We start from the raw sequence: 16,335 nt of genomic DNA on the forward strand, positions 1-16,335 counted from the left end.
ATTCATGGCCTCGGTTCGAGCACTTCGTCTAGTAGACGTTGCCACGCCTCCGGCGCTTGCAAAGGCGGTGTCTAGCGAGTTGCTGGCGCGCTTAAACATGCGGGAGATTCCCATATTGCTAATGCGTCAGCAGTCGGGGGCAGGGGGGGCTCCCTGGCTGGGGTTTTGCGTTCCATCGGATTGCACTGAATCAGGCGAGGTGGTCATCGATGCGCGCTGTGTCGAGCGCGCCGAGTGGGAGCCGCAACCAGAGCTGATTACCTCGATTTATCTGCATGAGGCGGCTCATCGTCTCCTGTCGGGCCACGGTCATAACGCTGCGTTCTTTGCGATGGTGCTGGTTCTGTATTTGCGCGCCGGCACAGGATCGATACCGTTCTGGCAGCGAGCCAAGCTGTACGACCTTCAGGATGAGGGCGCAAACGCGCCACAAGCCTTCGCGTGGGCCTGGAACGTAGCCCACGAGCTGGCGGCGAGCGATCTGACGGCAGATCGCTGCGCAGAAGTCATCAATGACCGATATCGTGTGTGGCGAACGTGGTTGGCCGGTGCCGATGAGCGGGCGCGGGTCAAGCGCGAAGCGGCTCAGGCGGCGGAAGAGCGTATCAAATCGATCAAGGAAAGTCGTTGGTGGTACGCCTTAGCCGGCTTTGTCGTGGGCGCAATTGGCGTCGTAGCACTGGCGCTGTAGAAGGGGGTGCCGGTCATACTGCCTTCGTCATTGGCGGAGGGCCTGCGTGATGGCCTCGATGCGCTGTGAGAACAGCGCATCATCGATGATGGTCGGATCTCGGGGCACGTCATCGCTGCGCGCATTTGCTTCAATCAGCAGCTCGGCCAGTTCGACCAGCTCCGGGTATGGCCGCGCTCCCGCCATCTGCTCACGCACCGTTTGAAAAAAATGTGCGGCTTCGCGCGGCATGGCTGTCTTTGCCAGCAGTAGGAGTCCGGTAACAGCACGCGTCGCGTAGTTGACCTGGTGCGCTCCGAGGTCGGTCGCGGCGAACGCCACAAGTCTGTCCATCAGCTCGCCGTGCTTGCCGTCCGCAAATAGTTCCAGCACGACTGCCTGCACGGCCGGGTCTCGCAGTTGGATGCGATAGGTTCGATCGCGACCAACAATCAGGCCAGTTTTCCGGTCCAGATAGCAAGGCTGAATACCCCGCGCCTCAAGGCCACGCGCGGCCTTCGCAATGGCTTCGTTAGCGCGCTTGAAGAACAAGTCGCTGGTGATGTAACGGCCCAGCTTGTCGGCAGGCATGGTTTGATCTCGTTGTAGAGGCATGAAACCAGCATACGCGCCCGGTGCCAACTCCGGAAGAGTGGATTTCGGAGTGTCCACGTGCGACCAATTCATCCAACCGCGACCAGATAACCCCAACTCTCGAACCTGAATGTGAAAGCTGCGGTTAGAGGTGATTGGTGGTCCAGAAGCGCTGTTCGGTGTCGCGATGGTTCAAGGTTTCAGCTTTACCTGTTGCGGCGCGAGCCCGGCCTTGGTCGCCTTCTCTACAATCATGGCGCGGAAGTGACGGGGGACTAGCGGATTGTTAGGGCTGAATTTCGCCAGTTCGATAGCAAGCTTATTCTGCAGAGCGTCAAGCGCAGCCGCGAGCGCTTGCTCTTCTCGATACAACTCCGCTGTCCGGCGCGAGACTTCGCGTGACAGTTGGTGATCTTGCGCTGTTGATGAAAGCTTGGCTTTGAGCTGCCTGATTTGGGTTTCCAAGTTGCGAGCATAGTTCTGCCACTCGCGCGCATTTCGCTCGGCAGCGAGGGCCCTGCCGAATGCCACGTAGCCGTCCATAGGTGTCCTATTTTTGCGTGGAGCTAGTGAACTTGCTGTTGCTGAAAGGAGAATACTCCGTGCCCGGGCTCTCCGGAAGCTCTAGGATTGCGCGACCAAATAACCTCAGCTCCCGGTTAAGCGCGACCAAATAACCTCTGAGCTGCCGGAGCCCCGCAGTGCAGCCCCGTGACATCCATCAACTACATTATCGTCACAGCAGCCAAAGATGACGAGCAAAGCATCGAGAGAGCGCCGCCGGTTGTGAAGACATTCGCTCAAAAAAGTAGATCGTCCACGCGTGGGCAATGAATAGAGAGAAAAACGTGATTGTGGACGAACGCGAGCCGAGGGATTTACGTCAATCAGAAGTGTCCGCGGAAATGGAACGGTCGGTCGATGCCCTCTGCGCGTTGAAAATCAGCCTGGACAGGTATGCGCGGCAGTGGATGGGCCAGCCGTTCATGGACGACTGGATGGACTCGCACAATACGTGCGCCTATTTCGGCGACAGCTTTCTGCGGCTGATCCTGCCGTTCATGGATTGGGAGCCGAGCGAGCCGCGGGACTACTATCGGGCCTACGTGAATCCGCGGTATGTGTTGGGTGCCAGCATCAAGGGTCGACCGGAGCATATCGACGACGACAAGGTGGCCGAAAAGATCGCTCTTTATTCCACCCACTTCGGTTCCCGGGACAATGCCTGCTACATCCGATATCCCGCGCTGGGCCTCTACTACGCCCACGAAGGCAAGCATCGCGTCGCGTTCATGCGAGCGCATGAGCAGCCCGCTATCGCCGCGTGGGTCCGAGATGCTAACTACCCAACGCCGGAGCGGATCGTTCTCATCGCCCCAACTGACGAACGCGATGAATGGCTGGCACTCTTGGACAAACGATATCTGCAGGTGCTGCGGCGGCCGAGGCTAAGCCAGCAACTGCTGACGACCTACGGGGTGAAGACGGTGAGATGGAAGACGGTGCCGGGCCTCCCCGACGAACAATGCGTTCGCGAAGCCATCTACGCGCGCAGACTACATCGAGAGCCAACGACAACTGCGGAACTGGATCGGACCCTGGACTTGGAGGACGTGCGACAGCAGCAACGGGAAGAGGCCGCTTTTGTCGAGAGAACGATCCTTGACCTAGAACCGCTGCGCCTTGCGTGGCGGCCGTACTTTGCCACCGTTGTGGCTTGCGCCGTCCTCGGACTGGTTCTGAGTGTGATTCCTTTCGATGGGGCGCGGGCGGTTGGTTGGGGGCTGACGGGCGTGGCGTGCGGATTAGCGACGGCTGTGAGCCTGCAGCGCTTCCGTGCACCGCGACGTGTTGTTCTGGAAAGGCCGCGACAGTAATCCTCGATGCGCTCGCTCGGCATTGCGTATTGCCCCCGCAGGTATCGCCGGAAACATCCTGGTGCAACCGGGCGCGGGCTCGGCGCCGGTCAAGTTAGCCTCTGATGTCTCGAAATCACGCGGGTAGGAATTCAGCTAGGCGCGATGTATTGCGGCTGTATCCCGATGGGAGCCATCATGGCCGGCGCTGGAGAGTGTGCCAGCGGATGGTCTGCGATGATGGTGAGCGCTTGCAAGCCCTTTTCACCGGCCTTGGTCGCGCCAATGTCCCCGCACGCAGGCGACGACTGTCTGCTGCGTCGGATCCCAGCGCCGCCAGCTGGGGCACTGATATGCTTGAGTAAAGCAAGCGCGGGCGCAGGGATATTCGATGCGCAGCGCGCGTGAACGAGGCGTGATGATGGTAGCACTTGTGTGGCTGACATCTGACAAAACCGCGCTCCCTAGCACTGAATTACCAGTTCTTCGTATCTGTCCCGATCACCAGAAGACGCCGCGATAGAGCTGAAGCGCGAGACAACAGTCTGCGTGAACCCCTTTTTGTAAAGCTCGCGGACAGAGTAATGATTCGCGTTGGTCATCAGGATGCTAACTCCGCGTGAGCGCGCTTTGACCAAGCAGTCGTGGAGCCTTCTCTGATCATCCCAAGAAAAGAGAATTTCATTGTATTTTATAAATCCATTTGAATTGTGCTTTACGGTATATGGCGGGTCAACAAAAACAAAATCCCCTTTTCTTGCGTCTTCTATTATTGGTTCAAAGTCGGATAATTTGATTGTGGATTGTCCAAGAACCCGGGACAGCTTGTTGAAGTCATCGTTTCTTAAGATGTTTTGCCTGGTTCCTATTGGGACGTTGAATTTACCCTGTCGATTGACTCTGTATATTCCGTTAAAGCATGCTCTGTTGAGATAGAGAATACGGGCTGCGCGCTCGGCAATTAGGCGCGGTTCCTCGTCCCTGATCCGGTAGTAATACTCCGTGTTATGGCTGACGGCATGGCTCTCCAGAAAGCGTGCGACCTGAGACGGTTGATTTCGTATGCCTCGATAGACGGCGATCAGGTCGTCACAAAGATCCGATAAGAGTGCTTCTTTAGGTTGAAGCGCAAAGAATACGGCGCCCCCTCCCAAGAATGGCTCAATGTATCTTCCCTTGATGGCTGTTGGCAGTAGATGTTTGTAATTCTCAACTAGCCATCTCTTTCCGCCGGGCCATTTAAGAAATGGCTTGCATGCGCTTGTGCTGTCGATATGGCTGAGTGCGCTGCTATTGTTGTGCCGCCGTCCTTGTTTCTTCGCACTATTTTCCCGCATTCCGCGTTTATCCGGCGTGTTTTGGATATCTTCGTTTGTGCAAGGTAGAATAAATCCCTTGTCGGTAAAATCGTTCGGCAAGTGTTGAACTCCTGCTCTGTAAGCTTTAAATTCAGGTGTCTCAGCTAGCCGAGCTTAATGCGGTCAATAAGATATGCCGAGTTTAAGTAGCCAACAACTGCCGGGTGTACTTTCTCCTGCCAGCTGTCGTCCGACGCGCGAATCTGTTTTCGTATTTCGGTTCCTGAAATACCTTGTTCATCGCTCTTGTCCCATAAAACCTGTACCGTGTACCCCTGCGCCTTGAGTTTTTCGATTTTTCGATGATTCCACTCGTCGCGAATTGTTGTGAAACAAACGACTGAGGTGGGAACGTAGTTGGGGAGCTCGGCAGGCCGATCAATCGGAAATTTCGTGAAAGAGTATTTTTCGCGGTGTACGCCAACGCTGGTAAGCATTTTTTCAATTGCTTCACAGCGTTCAACGTAGGTTAGAGGGTTGTCCGGCGCAAGCGACCGATGTGGGTCGTCAGCGCACTCGTCCAAGTGCGGTGCGTCCGGTTGGGCAATTCCGATGTACAGATGGTCAACCTGTGTTAAAGCAGCTTGAATATATTCGAGGTGTTCAAGGTGCGGAGGCTGAAACCGTCCGTGAACGCACCCATGTAATATAAGATTGGACTTCATTTTCAATTCTTCTCCGTGTCGATCCAGGTTGATTCGAAGTGACTCTTTAGGGATCTGTATAGCGTCACGTCGGATTTTTTTGGAAAACCTTTCTTCGTAATTCGCAGCTGCGGTAGTCCGCGGCCTTGGTCTCTCTCGCCTGTGCTTGGAGCGAATGGGCTTACCAAGCAATCATCGTCGGAGAAAAATAAGCGGAGAGGTTTAACTTCGTCGATTGTGTTTGGTTTGTAAAGACGAATCTCGAAGCAATTCGGATGGCTCTTCTGTAGTTCTTCAAAAAACATCATCGCCCCTTTTACTGTCGCAGAATATCCAGAAGTGCTGTCCATTTTTTCAAGTCTGTCGAATATCTGGTGGGCTTCGGGGTTTATAAGGATCATCCGGATTTTTGCACTTTGACGTTCAGCGTGTCGCACGGCGTCCCTTAATTCTTGTTCCTGCGCTTTTAGCTTTGACGCCCCGACTCCCATAAAATCGAACCCGGTGTGTGCGCTCGATAGTGCATCTTTATAATTGATTCCGGAGACGACACTGTAATCTGCATCTGTGATCCCATTTCTCCTAAGTTTTAGAATAAATGCAATCGGAGAGGCGGCAAAAATGGACAAAAAAATGATCGCAGGAATAATCAGCTTGAGCGACGACTCAAGATTGATTTTTCCGGCTTCGGTCGTGTGTTCTAAAACGAGAAAGAATATTGAAACAGCAGCGCTGACTGTGATAAGTACAATGAAAGCTATACTGGCAACCCAGTCTCGGACTCCAAGAAGACGATGCCTAGATGTCGCGAATAGCGCGAATCGCAATAAAAGTTTTACGAGATAGTGGGGCATTTTTTTATTTATAGGTATCCATCAGGATCCACGACCAGTTCTCAAAATCGTCGCGACGGTTTCGAATTTCGTCAATAGTTTCAAATTTTGGGTGCAATAGAAAGCCTCGCTCCCCAATACTGAACGTTGGTTTATCGATGGTTACTTCGTATACCAGTCCCAGGTGTTGGGTGCTGACGATCCGTGATTCGTCGTAAATATAACCTTTTGAAATTACGACCGGGTCACTTTCTACGATTAATTCCTCGCTGAGTTCTCGAAGAATATAAGTGCAGTCGGCAAGGTCGTCATCATTTGAGAACAGGTCCAGTGTGAGTTGAGCAAAATCGTCAACCGATAAATGCCCGCCGAGCATCATCGAATACTCACCTCGCAGCCGGCTTTCCGGAAGACGACCGCTCCGCATGTGCGTGAGATATTTCTTCTTATGCATTACGATGAATACCGAGACTAGTTGAACAACGTCAAAGGTCTCTTCGGCATCTCGCCGTAACATTGGAACGGCAAGGCGGGTTAACTCAGTTCGATCTATTGGTCTCCGATGAAAACCAATTCCGGGTATCAGTCTGGAAAGTTCTGCCCGGGGAATCACTGCAATATTTTCATCAAGCTTACTCTTGACAAATCGCGTTGCCACATATTCTTCCGCTTCGAAGTCGCGAAGCGCAAAGGATCCTTGGAAAACACGCTTGAAGCGCGATTTTTCACCATGTGACAATATGTCCGTCGACAGCTTTGACTTCATTGTCTGCCAAGGTGTTTTTCCTGCGGATATCAGTTTCTTGTCACGGAGCGCAAGTGCCACGATTTCCCGAGCTGAAAGTGGCTTGTTTTCGGTCTTCAGATAGTATTCGGCAACATCCAAGAACGTCATGGACGGCTCGCCAGTCAGTTCAAACTGATCACTGTCCCGTGCGGTTGTTGAGTGAGTTTTATCGTTTTTCATGCCAGCAGTATCTTTCCAGCAGGCCCTTCGATGCAGTGCCCGATCATTTGAGCCGTCAATCCCATCTGTTCGAAGAGCTGGAGGGTTGTCGAACGATTCTCAACAGGAAGCACGAATACAAGCCCTCCGGCCACTTGTGCATCAAAAAGCAGCGGCGCCCGGGGGTGTGATCGTAACGCAGCGGCGTTGCTGAACTTCTCCGCGAAACTGAGGTTGTCAAAGTAGAGGCTGGTCGTGGGAAGTTCGCCGCGGTCGAGATATGGCCCCAAGGAAGAGTAGATCGGCAAGTCAGCAACCGCGATCTGAGCCGCCACGCCTTGTCGTAGCAGAAGGCGATGAGCATGGTTAACCAGCCCGAATCCCGTTACGTCCGTGCACTGCTCTATTCCGATCTGATGCAATACGTCGGCGTGAGCGGCACTTCTTTTTAGTACCCCTTCGGTAAGGACGTCACGAAGCTCATCGTCCTTTGCCGCGCTTGTCTTCCACAAGATACTTGCTACGCTGCTACCCAGGGGTTTTGTGAGGAACATCGGATCCCCCGGGCGAGGTGCGCGAGCTCGCGTCTGATTTTTTGGTACAGGGGTGCCAACAACAGAAAAGCCGAGAGAAAGGTCGGTTTGTTTGGCCAGAGTGTGGCCACCTACCAGTGTGACACCGGCGTCCGACAATTCAGCTAGCGCCCCAGCCATCATGCGAGTCACTACGTCGCTCGACGCATCCATTCCATATGGGACGCCAAGGTGAGCCAAGGCGAACTTGGGTGTGCCAAAGCTGGCGTAAATATCTCCCAACACATGGTTTACAACTACACGTCCGAAATCCTGAGGGTCAGGGACCATCGGGAATAGCACGTCGACAGTCGCCAAAAGTTCGGTGTCTCCAACTGAGTATCGACCGCTATCTGGAAACGCGACGTTGAGATCCGGCATAAACGCTGTCGGAGCACGACCAACGAGATCGTCGAGCAGGTTCTCAAGGTCGATGGCCGGCGCTTTCTTCGAGCATCCCCCATCGGTAGCCAAATCAATGAATCTCATTCTTGTTATGTCGGGCGCGGTCCCCAGCCCTCGCGAACGTAGTTTGGTCTGTGCACCGCTCTTGAGGTTAGGTTCTCTAAGCGGCCGAACATTGAAACGCCCCGGCTGCGGCAGTTGCACGCGTGCGCTGAGACGGCTCATGATTGTAGGACAAGGCGGAGATATTCCTGTTGATGGAGTCTCCCAAGATTCAACAAAACCTCCTTCGTTTTGGTCGGGGTTGTCGATGTGCCCTACCTTTGGGGGGGGGCGATCCCTCCAAGCTGAGCGGCGGACTGTTCTGTCATGCCGTGCAAATCAATATTGAAGTGCGCTGCGGTGGCGCGATCGCTAGCGGGAGCTGTGGGATAGAGCAATCGGTGTTACCCGTAGTGCGTCGAAATCGACGCATGTAGACGAGGTGCGATTGGGTTGATGGCACAAAACGACGCAATTTTGACGCACCGTTAGGTGGCCGAAGTCTTGCCTCTGCGTCATACACCGAAATCAACGCAGAATCGACGCATCGTTAGCTACCGTGGGGCGTCCACTACACGTTCTGCCTCAACTTCCTCTGGCTGTTTGCGCTGGCAATCTTGAAGCGAGCAAGTTTGTCGACCTTGGGTGAATGCTTAACGGGCCGCGACGTTTTTACCATGGCAGGTTTGACTCGCGCGCCTCCTCTTTTGCCATGGACGGCACGGCCGTATTTCCCGATGCTGTAGTCCGAGAGGTGCCCCATGAACTGGGCAGCATCTTCCAGGGAGACGGTCGGATCGGCCTTCAGATCAGAGGCGGCCTGGTGACGGAAGCAATATGGGCTGACCCGGGTCCGAAGCTTCGGGAACGTGGCCTTGCCCAAGGTCACGATTGAGTTATAAAGGTAGTCAGCATTGTGACGGACCGTAGCGTGGCCGATTCCATTCGCCGCCACATCTTGCGCCGCCATCGATAGTAGGACCGCGAGCGCCGGGTGCGGCTTCTCCGTGGCAGGTGTCTTAAATAGGTAACGTCTGACTGGCTGTCCGCGTTCTGTTTGCTTGTCGTCGCTACACTTCGCGCCCGTTACTTCGATCGCGAGTCCATCTCTAAGGTATGCGATTTGCACGCCCGACTCGAGTTCAGCTGGGCGACAGCCCGTAAGCCAGAGTACGGACAGCGCCGGAAGCAGTTTCGGCCGCGATTGGAGCCAGCAGGGTTGGGAAGCATGATCGAACATGACTTCCCTCCAATCAGGCGGCAGCAACTTGAGTACGGATTTTTTGGCTTTCCCCATTGGCGGTCTTCTGTTGGGTTGAGTGTCAGGCGCTTTTTTGGCGGCCTGCCGGTCGGATTTCTGAGTGGTTCGAAATCGGCACAAACCACCCCCGGTCTGCTGTGCAGCCCGACCCCTGAGGGGTGTGGGGCTCGAACTGCTTCAGCCACAACTGGACATGTCTGTGCATGTCGCTGTTGTGTCTGAAACAGCTCGAGCCCCCCCTTGTCCGACATGCTTTTCGCATGCCTTTTGGACAAGGGACCGACACGATTTCGATGTGATGGAAATCGGGCTGCTCGGCCGCTGATCGATGGTGTGTACGTATGGTTGGTGTCAGTGCGAACGGGGTTCGCGATAGCGCCGGGAAGCTGTCTACAACCCATCGGTTCGCTCGCCACGTCGTTGTTCCCGCGCCCGCCCGTGGACGGCTGCGCTGCCCACCCCGCAGGGGCGTGGACAGCGCCGGCTCTTCGGCCGGCGTCCCGCATCCGCCCACCGGCTCCCCGCGGCCGTCGCCTATGGCCTGACGCGCCGCGAGGCGGCTTGCCCCAGCTGAGAGAGAAAGCCACCCCCAACCCTTCTTCCTGCAAGCAACCAGCGGCAGTTCAACGAATCGGCATCCGCGCGCGCCGTCGCGCCCGAATCGAGCCGCACGGGGACCCGGTGTAGCCGGGGAGAGCGGCGACCCGACGCGGAGCGGAGGGGCGATTCGGCTGTGCATGCGGTCAGCCGCGATCACTGCAGGCCCCGCCTTGAACCAGCACGTTGTCGGGGTTGTCCGGGTCCCACACCCGCTGCACTGAGCCATCTGAGTAGGCGTAGATGGTCCACCCAGGGCAGCCATAGCCAACCGAAACCAAAGAGGGCGCTGTGGGCAACACTGCGGCAGGCGGTGGCGGTTGGCATCCGGGCGCGCTCCAAACTACACCCATCCAGACGGGCGGGTTCGCCTGCGTGTAGCCAGCTGGGCAAACAGGCGGAGAAATCGCCCAGTGTTGAATCGGAGATACGCAAGTCGAGTCTTGATATCCAGGAGAGCAGAGTGCCGGTGCAGCTAGGGCACTTCGCCCGACGATGAGCATTAGGACCAGTAGCTGATTCTTCAGGGTTCGCGTCATCATTTTTTTCCTCCTACTGTTTGAGTTAGGGGTAGCTCGACACAGTGGTGGAGTTGCCTGTGCTGATCGACTCGAATGACGTCCAGACGAGGCCGCCGGCTCATTTGGGCACCCCTTGTCCACAGCTTTGCGGGGCTTGCTACCAGTTTGAGGTACTGGAAAGACGTAACGTACTGGTATAGGGCAGTGGTGATTTGCCGCCATTGCCGGTGGTAATTTGCCGTTCGCGAAAGTGGTGATTTGCCGTGACCGCCGGTGGTGATTTGCCGTGGATAACTCGTACAGCCCACAGGCTTTTCCACAGAGGATCTTTGCATCAGTGTGTTCACGAAACGCAGCCGTCGAGTTGGTGTCATGGGCACTTGTCCCTCGGTGAAACGGGAGGAGGGGCGTGTTTAAGTCTCAGCCCTCCATTGACTTGTTCGATGGCTTTGCGTGCCTTCGGGTACACCGCCAGAACGGTGTTTAGGGCTCGCTTCATTTCCTTCCGGAAGTTGCTGGTATCCGCGTACTCCTGCCCGAACTGCCCCTGCAGTGCCCGCCAGGAAATCGTCTCTGGTTGGTTGATGCGCCAGAGTCGGTGTGTGAGCCAGGCATAGACGTCGAGGTCCAGCGCAGCGCCCCCGATCGCACGTAACGCCCGGCGATCGAGTGGCACTCCCGAGTTCTCCAAGGATTCGAAGTAGCTCTTGGAAAGGACGAGCACGCCTGGCCAGCGATGCCTGGGGGCCTCGGGACTGCTGGACCAAGCATCAAACTGCTCGATTGGCTGACCATTGAACGTTCGACCGCGGTAGCCAATCTGCAATCTGCACGCCGCTAACGCATGGATGCCGCGTCGGAGGGCTAGGTACCGATTTCCGCCGTCATTGTGTTGTCCAATGAGGCGAAGTAGGTCAGTAGAGTTGCTTCCTACGGGAATTTCCCTCGTTTTGTGCCTGAGGGCGTAGGTGTTCAGATATGCGATTGCCAGGCGAGGTACAGCTCCAAACGGTACGGGCTGTTTGACGGGGCCATTTCCCTCATCAAGGTAACCAGCACTGACACTAATCCAAGCGTCTTTGAATTCGCGGACGAACTCCTCCTTGCTGACTTGCTTCCGAGGCAAGCCCACCTGGCAGAGGATTGAATGCGTGAAAGCGATATCGTCGCCCGCTGGTGGGTGGGCGTCGATTTCGGCGGCAGCCTTGACGAGCCGTTCCTCCGAAGGGCGCGGACGGAAGTGTTGCTCAGGGCCAGTCAAGTTGACAGGTGCCGGGGTAAGAGAGCTCACTTACCCCCTCCTGCTGCTATCAGGCGGCGCTCGAGCTGTTGTCGCTTGGTTGGCCGTCCCCCTTTTTTGGCTTGAGGAGTTGCGAGTGCTGCGCCCTGAGTTGGCTTCGGGCTGGGCCGTCGAGCTTCATTGGTGGTGACGGCAGGCTGAACGTGGCGTTCGATCCATTTCACTACGTCCTCTTTGCGCCACAGCAGCCTACGTTGACCTGGCAGCCGGAGGATCGGCGGCAAACGATCAAAGCGCCCTGCGGCAATATCCGAGTAGACAGTAGAGGCTTTTCGGTGGAGTAACGGACACAGCTGACTAAGCGTCAGCAGTTCGACTTGATACAGGGAAGACATGGGCGGACTCCGGCGGCCCGCACGTCAAAACGTGCAAGCTACCGAACGTGCGCACCAGCCGAAGACCTAGACGCCGGAGTAGCGTTGTGTCCGTGGCGGGCCGGATGGCCCTCTGTGGGTCCCTCGCCATGCATGCGGGCTCTGTTTCGCTTCGCACCGACTCCGTTCGTACTAGTCGGCTTGCATGTCGTTAATTCGAGCGGACGGTGCTTGTCCGAACGAACCCCAAATCTCCCGATTTGGGTAAAGGCTCATGGGTACTGGATGTTTGGATTCTGTATGGTCTAGCCATGCCAGTCAAGCTGGCGCGACTCTCGACGTCCCGGTGCATGGGACAAATTTGGGACAGTCGGAGACCAAAAACGACCAAAATTGATCTCAATAGACCAAAGAAAAAACCAGCCTAAATGGCTGGTTTTTAAGGAATTCCTGGTGCCGCTGACCGGAATCGAACTGGTGACCTTCGCATTACGAATGCGCTGCTCTACCGACTGAGCTACAGCGGCGTCGGAAACAGCGATTCTAACAGAACTTTTTGTCGCTCTGCAAGAGCCGCTGAAACACTGCCCTTACACGGCGTGGTTACGCCGTTTTTTCGGCTTCCAGGTGGTACTGCGTGACGCGATCCACCTCGTTCTTCGAACCCAAGACCACGGCCACACGCTGGTGCAGCTTTTCCGGCTGGATGTCGAGAATGCGCTGCTGGCCGTTGGTGGCCGCGCCGCCGGCCTGTTCCACCAGGAAGGCCATCGGGTTGGCTTCGTACATCAGGCGCAGCTTGCCGGCCTTGCCTGGCTCGCGCTTGTCCCACGGGTACATGAAGATGCCGCCGCGCGTGAGGATACGATGCACGTCGGCCACCATCGAGGCGATCCAGCGCATGTTGAAATCCTTGCCGCGCGGGCCTTCGGTGCCGGCCAGGCATTCGTCGATGTAGCGGCGCACGGGCGGGGCCCAGTGGCGCATGTTCGACATGTTGATGGCGAATTCCTTCGTGTCCTCCGGGATCTTCACGTCGCGGCTGGTCAGGATGAAGCTGCCGACTTCGCGATCGAGCGTGAACATGTGCACGCCGTTGCCGACGGTCAGCACCAGTGTCGTCTGCGGGCCGTACACGGCGTAGCCGGCAGCGACCTGCTTGGCGCCGGGCTGCATGAAATCGGCTTCGGTGACGGTTTCGCCCGGCTTGGGCATGTGCAGCACCGAGAAGATCGTGCCGATCGACACGTTCACGTCAATGTTGGACGAGCCGTCGAGCGGATCGAACAGCAGCAGGTATTCGCCCTTCGGATAGCGGTGCGGAATCTCGTAGAACGATTCCATCTCTTCCGAGGCCATGGCGGCCAGGTTGCCGCCGTATTCGTTGGCTTCGAGCAGGACTTCGTTGGCGATCACGTCCAGCTTCTGCTGGGTTTCGCCTTGCACGTTGCCGGTGCCGGCCGAGCCGAGTACGCCGGCCAAGGCGCCCTTGTTGACGCTGTGCGAGATCGCCTTGCAGGCACGCGCCACGACTTCGAGCAGTAGGCGCAGCTCGGCTGGGATGGTGTTGTGCTCGCGCTGCTCTTCGATCAGGTAGCGGGTGAGGTTGATGCGCTTCATGGATTCTCCTGAGACGGGCGCGATTTTACCTGACGCAATGTTCACGCCAGCGCCTTGCTGACGATCTCGCGCACGTCGCGCGACAGGCTCGGGTGGGCCGCCACGCGCTTGAGCGCGTCCTGCATGGCGTCGCGCAGCGCGGGCACGTACTTGCGCCAGCGGTCCATTACACGCGCCAGCCGGGCGGACACCTGCGGGTTGATGGCGTCGAGCGCCAGCACCTGCTCGGCCCAATACGCATAGCCGGAGCCATCAGCAGCGTGGAACTGCGCGGGGTTGCCGGAGCAGAAGCTGAAGATGAGCGAGCGGGCGCGGTTCGGGTTGCGCAGCGTGAAGGCGGGATGCGTCATCAGTGCGCGCACGGTTTCCAACGTTGGCTTGCCCGTGGCGCCCCGTTGCATGGCCTGCAATGAGAACCACTTGTCGATGACGAGCGCGTCGTCGGCAAAGCGCGTGTAGAAGTCGGTCAATGCGGCTTCGCGGCCGGGGGCGTAGCTATTGACCAGGGCGGTGAGGGCACCCATGCGGTCGGTCATGTTGGTGGCGTGGGCGTACTGTTGTTCTGCCAGCGCCAATGCCTCGGGCGTTTCGGTATTTGCCAGATAGCCCAACGCGATGTTCTTGAGCGCACGCTTGCCGGCCGATACAGCATCGGGCGAGTAGGGGCCGTCGGTTTCGTTGTCTTGGTAGGCGCGCAGTAGTTCGGCATAGAGCTTTTCAGCCAGCGTACAGAGCAGCGTGCGGCGCGCGGTGTGAATGGCAGCCGGATCGGCCACATCCATGCGCTCGGCCAGGTAGCTCTCGGCGGGCAGAATCAGCATCTGCTCGCGGAAGGCAGGGTCGAGCGAGGCGTCGGCCACCACGGCGCGCAGTGCTTCGACAAGCGCTGGGTCGACCACAGGCGCGCGACCGTGCTGGATGTCCGCCACCATGCGCAGCAGCGTATCGGTGGCCAGGCGCTGGCCGGCTTCCCAGCGGTTAAACGGGTCGGAATCGTGCGCGAGCTGGAAGGTGAGTTGCTCAGTCGTATAGCCGTATTCGAGGACGACCGGCGCCGAGAAATTGCGCAGCAGCGAGGGCAGCGGCGCTTCGGCCACGTCTTCGAAGACGAAGGTCTGCTTGGCCTCGGTGAAATCGAGCACGCGCGTGGTGACGGGCGAGGGCGATGCAGCTTCGCCGCGCAAGCGCAACGGTAGATCGCGGCCTTGTGCGTCGATCAGGCCCACGGCAAACGGAATGTGGAACGGCTGCTTCTGGATGCCGCTGTTCACTTCGATACCGACCGGCTCGCAGCGCTGGCGCAGCGTAAGCGTGTAGGTGCGCGTGGCCGCGTCGTGATGGCCTTCGACTGCCACGACTGGTGTACCGGCTTGGCTGTACCAGTGGCCGAATTGCGTGAGATCGCGGCCGTTGGCATCGGCCATGGCGGCACGGAAATCGTCGCAGGTGACCGCTTGACCATCGTGGCGCTGGAAGTACAGGTCCATGCCCTTTCGGAAGCCATCGCGGCCAAGCAGGGTCTGGTACATGCGCACGACTTCTGCGCCTTTCTCGTACACCGTGACGGTGTAGAAGTTGTTGATCTCTTCGTAGCTGTCAGGGCGCACCGGGTGGGCCATCGGGCCTGCATCTTCCGGGAATTGCGCCTGACGCAGCAGGCGGACGTCTTCAATGCGCTTGACGGCGCGGGCGCTCGCTGCGGCCGCTTCATCGCCAGCTTGCGCTGCCATGTCTGCGGAGAACTCCTGATCGCGGAATACCGTCAGGCCTTCCTTCAGGCTCAGTTGGAACCAATCGCGGCAGGTGACGCGGTTGCCCGTCCAGTTGTGAAAGTACTCGTGGCCGACCACCGATTCGATGTTGGCGAAGTCCACATCGGTAGCAGTCTCCGCATTGGCCAGCACGTACTTCGTGTTGAAGATGTTCAGGCCCTTGTTCTCCATCGCGCCCATGTTGAAGTCGCCCACGGCAACGATCATGAAGCGGTCCAGATCGAGCTCCAGCCCGAAGCGGCGTTCGTCCCAGTGGATCGAGTGGATCAGCGAATCCATCGCGTGGCGCGTCTTGCCGATGTCTTGCGATTCCACCCACACCTGCAGCAGTTTTTCCTTGCCCGAGGCGGACTGGATGCGCTCCTCAATACATTCCAGTTTGCCCGCCACCAGCGCGAAAAGGTACGACGGCTTCTTGAACGGGTCGTGCCACACGGCTTCGTGGCGGCCGTCCGGCAGGTCACGCTCAGAGACCAGGTTGCCGTTGGACAGCAGCACGGGGTAGTCCGCCTTCGAGGCGCGCAGCGTGACGGTGTAGACCGTCATCACGTCGGGCCGATCAAGGAAGTAGGTGATCTTGCGGAAGCCCTCGGCCTCGCACTGCGTGAAGAAGTTACCGTTGGAAACGTACAGCCCCATCAGCGACGAGTTGGCTGCCGGGTTGCAGTAGGTCGTCAGTTCCAGCGTGAAGCTGGCGCCGACATCTGCCGGCACGGCGTCGATGGTCAGTGTGTCGCCGTTGGCCTGCAGGCCGGAGAGGGCCTGGCCATCAATGGTTGCGCCCGCCAGTTCAAGCCCTTCGCCAACCAGCACGAGCGGCTTGGCCGCTGCCGTGCGCGTCATGCGCATACGGTTGACGACGCGGGTGCGCTCGGGCACGAGGTCGATCTCCAGCGTCACTTGATCAATGCGGAACGCGGGGGCGGCGTAATCCTTGCGGTAAATCGTCACGGCGGTATCGGTGCGCAACATCGGTAACATCCTCGTAGCGGAACGCAAAAGACCATTGTACTCAGGCCCATCTGGGGAA

The 16,335-nt window shown here is 57.6% G+C and carries 14 protein-coding genes and 1 tRNA gene; 2 read left to right on the top strand and 13 right to left on the bottom strand.

Annotated features, from left to right (window positions below; genetic code table 11):
• Positions 1-199: 199 nt before the first annotated feature.
• Positions 200-691, top strand: a complete 492-nt coding sequence (locus F7R11_RS07630; protein WP_064802395.1) for a hypothetical protein — start codon at positions 200-202, stop codon at positions 689-691.
• 27 nt (positions 692-718) lie between these two features.
• Here the strand turns inward: F7R11_RS07630 and F7R11_RS07635 are convergent, their stop codons facing one another.
• Together F7R11_RS07635 and F7R11_RS07640 are read right to left on the bottom strand one after the other, a co-directional pair.
• A complete protein-coding gene (locus F7R11_RS07635) occupies positions 719-1,261 on the bottom strand; it encodes a hypothetical protein (protein WP_064802397.1) in 543 nt (180 codons plus the stop codon).
• A 195-nt stretch (positions 1,262-1,456) separates the two neighbouring features.
• Entirely contained in the window at positions 1,457-1,807 is a 351-nt protein-coding gene (locus F7R11_RS07640) for a hypothetical protein (protein ID WP_064802399.1), read from the bottom strand.
• A 287-nt stretch (positions 1,808-2,094) separates the two neighbouring features.
• Here F7R11_RS07640 and F7R11_RS07645 point away from each other — a divergent pair, with 287 nt between their 5' ends.
• A complete protein-coding gene (locus F7R11_RS07645; protein WP_231973165.1) occupies positions 2,095-3,141 on the top strand; it encodes a hypothetical protein in 1,047 nt (348 codons plus the stop codon).
• 443 nt (positions 3,142-3,584) lie between these two features.
• Here F7R11_RS07645 and F7R11_RS07650 read toward each other — a convergent pair whose 3' ends face one another.
• The 11 genes from F7R11_RS07650 to pepN form a co-directional block, all read right to left on the bottom strand.
• Positions 3,585-4,538 (bottom strand): DNA adenine methylase, encoded by a 954-nt coding sequence (locus tag F7R11_RS07650; RefSeq protein WP_197495025.1) that lies wholly within the window; start codon positions 4,536-4,538, stop codon positions 3,585-3,587.
• A 44-nt stretch (positions 4,539-4,582) separates the two neighbouring features.
• A complete protein-coding gene (locus F7R11_RS07655; protein WP_064802401.1) occupies positions 4,583-5,143 on the bottom strand; it encodes a nucleotidyl transferase family protein in 561 nt (186 codons plus the stop codon).
• A 2-nt stretch (positions 5,144-5,145) separates the two neighbouring features.
• The gene (locus F7R11_RS07660; protein WP_064802403.1) at positions 5,146-5,976 is read right to left on the bottom strand and encodes a hypothetical protein; all 831 of its coding nucleotides are present in this window, start codon (positions 5,974-5,976) and stop codon (positions 5,146-5,148) included.
• Between the two features lie 4 nt (positions 5,977-5,980).
• On the bottom strand, positions 5,981-6,922 hold the full coding sequence (locus F7R11_RS07665) for an HTH domain-containing protein (RefSeq protein WP_064802405.1): 942 nt from the start codon (positions 6,920-6,922) through the stop codon (positions 5,981-5,983).
• Positions 6,919-8,103, bottom strand: a complete 1,185-nt coding sequence (selD, locus tag F7R11_RS07670) for a selenide, water dikinase SelD (protein ID WP_082932795.1) — start codon at positions 8,101-8,103, stop codon at positions 6,919-6,921. The genes F7R11_RS07665 and selD overlap by 4 nt, the downstream gene beginning before the upstream one ends.
• 388 nt (positions 8,104-8,491) lie before the next feature.
• Entirely contained in the window at positions 8,492-9,160 is a 669-nt protein-coding gene (locus F7R11_RS07675) for a site-specific integrase (RefSeq protein WP_231973167.1), read from the bottom strand.
• Between the two features lie 1,509 nt (positions 9,161-10,669).
• On the bottom strand, positions 10,670-11,590 hold the full coding sequence (locus tag F7R11_RS07680) for a replication protein RepA (protein ID WP_231973169.1): 921 nt from the start codon (positions 11,588-11,590) through the stop codon (positions 10,670-10,672).
• Positions 11,587-11,934 carry a helix-turn-helix transcriptional regulator gene (locus F7R11_RS07685; protein ID WP_151180517.1) on the bottom strand — a complete coding sequence of 116 codons (348 nt, stop codon included), beginning with the start codon at positions 11,932-11,934 and terminating at the stop codon, positions 11,587-11,589. Before F7R11_RS07685 ends, F7R11_RS07680 begins: the two co-directional genes overlap by 4 nt.
• A gap of 430 nt (positions 11,935-12,364) precedes the next feature.
• Positions 12,365-12,440, bottom strand: a tRNA-Thr gene (locus F7R11_RS07690).
• 76 nt (positions 12,441-12,516) lie between these two features.
• Positions 12,517-13,533, bottom strand: a complete 1,017-nt coding sequence (locus F7R11_RS07695) for a class 1 fructose-bisphosphatase (protein WP_064802412.1) — start codon at positions 13,531-13,533, stop codon at positions 12,517-12,519.
• A gap of 41 nt (positions 13,534-13,574) precedes the next feature.
• Positions 13,575-16,277: an aminopeptidase N gene (gene pepN, locus F7R11_RS07700; protein WP_064802414.1), complete on the bottom strand. Its 2,703-nt coding sequence runs from the start codon at positions 16,275-16,277 to the stop codon at positions 13,575-13,577.
• Positions 16,278-16,335 lie beyond the last annotated feature (58 nt).

Origin of the sequence: Ralstonia insidiosa (assembly GCF_008801405.1) — a bacterium.
Classification (GTDB): domain Bacteria; phylum Pseudomonadota; class Gammaproteobacteria; order Burkholderiales; family Burkholderiaceae; genus Ralstonia; species Ralstonia insidiosa.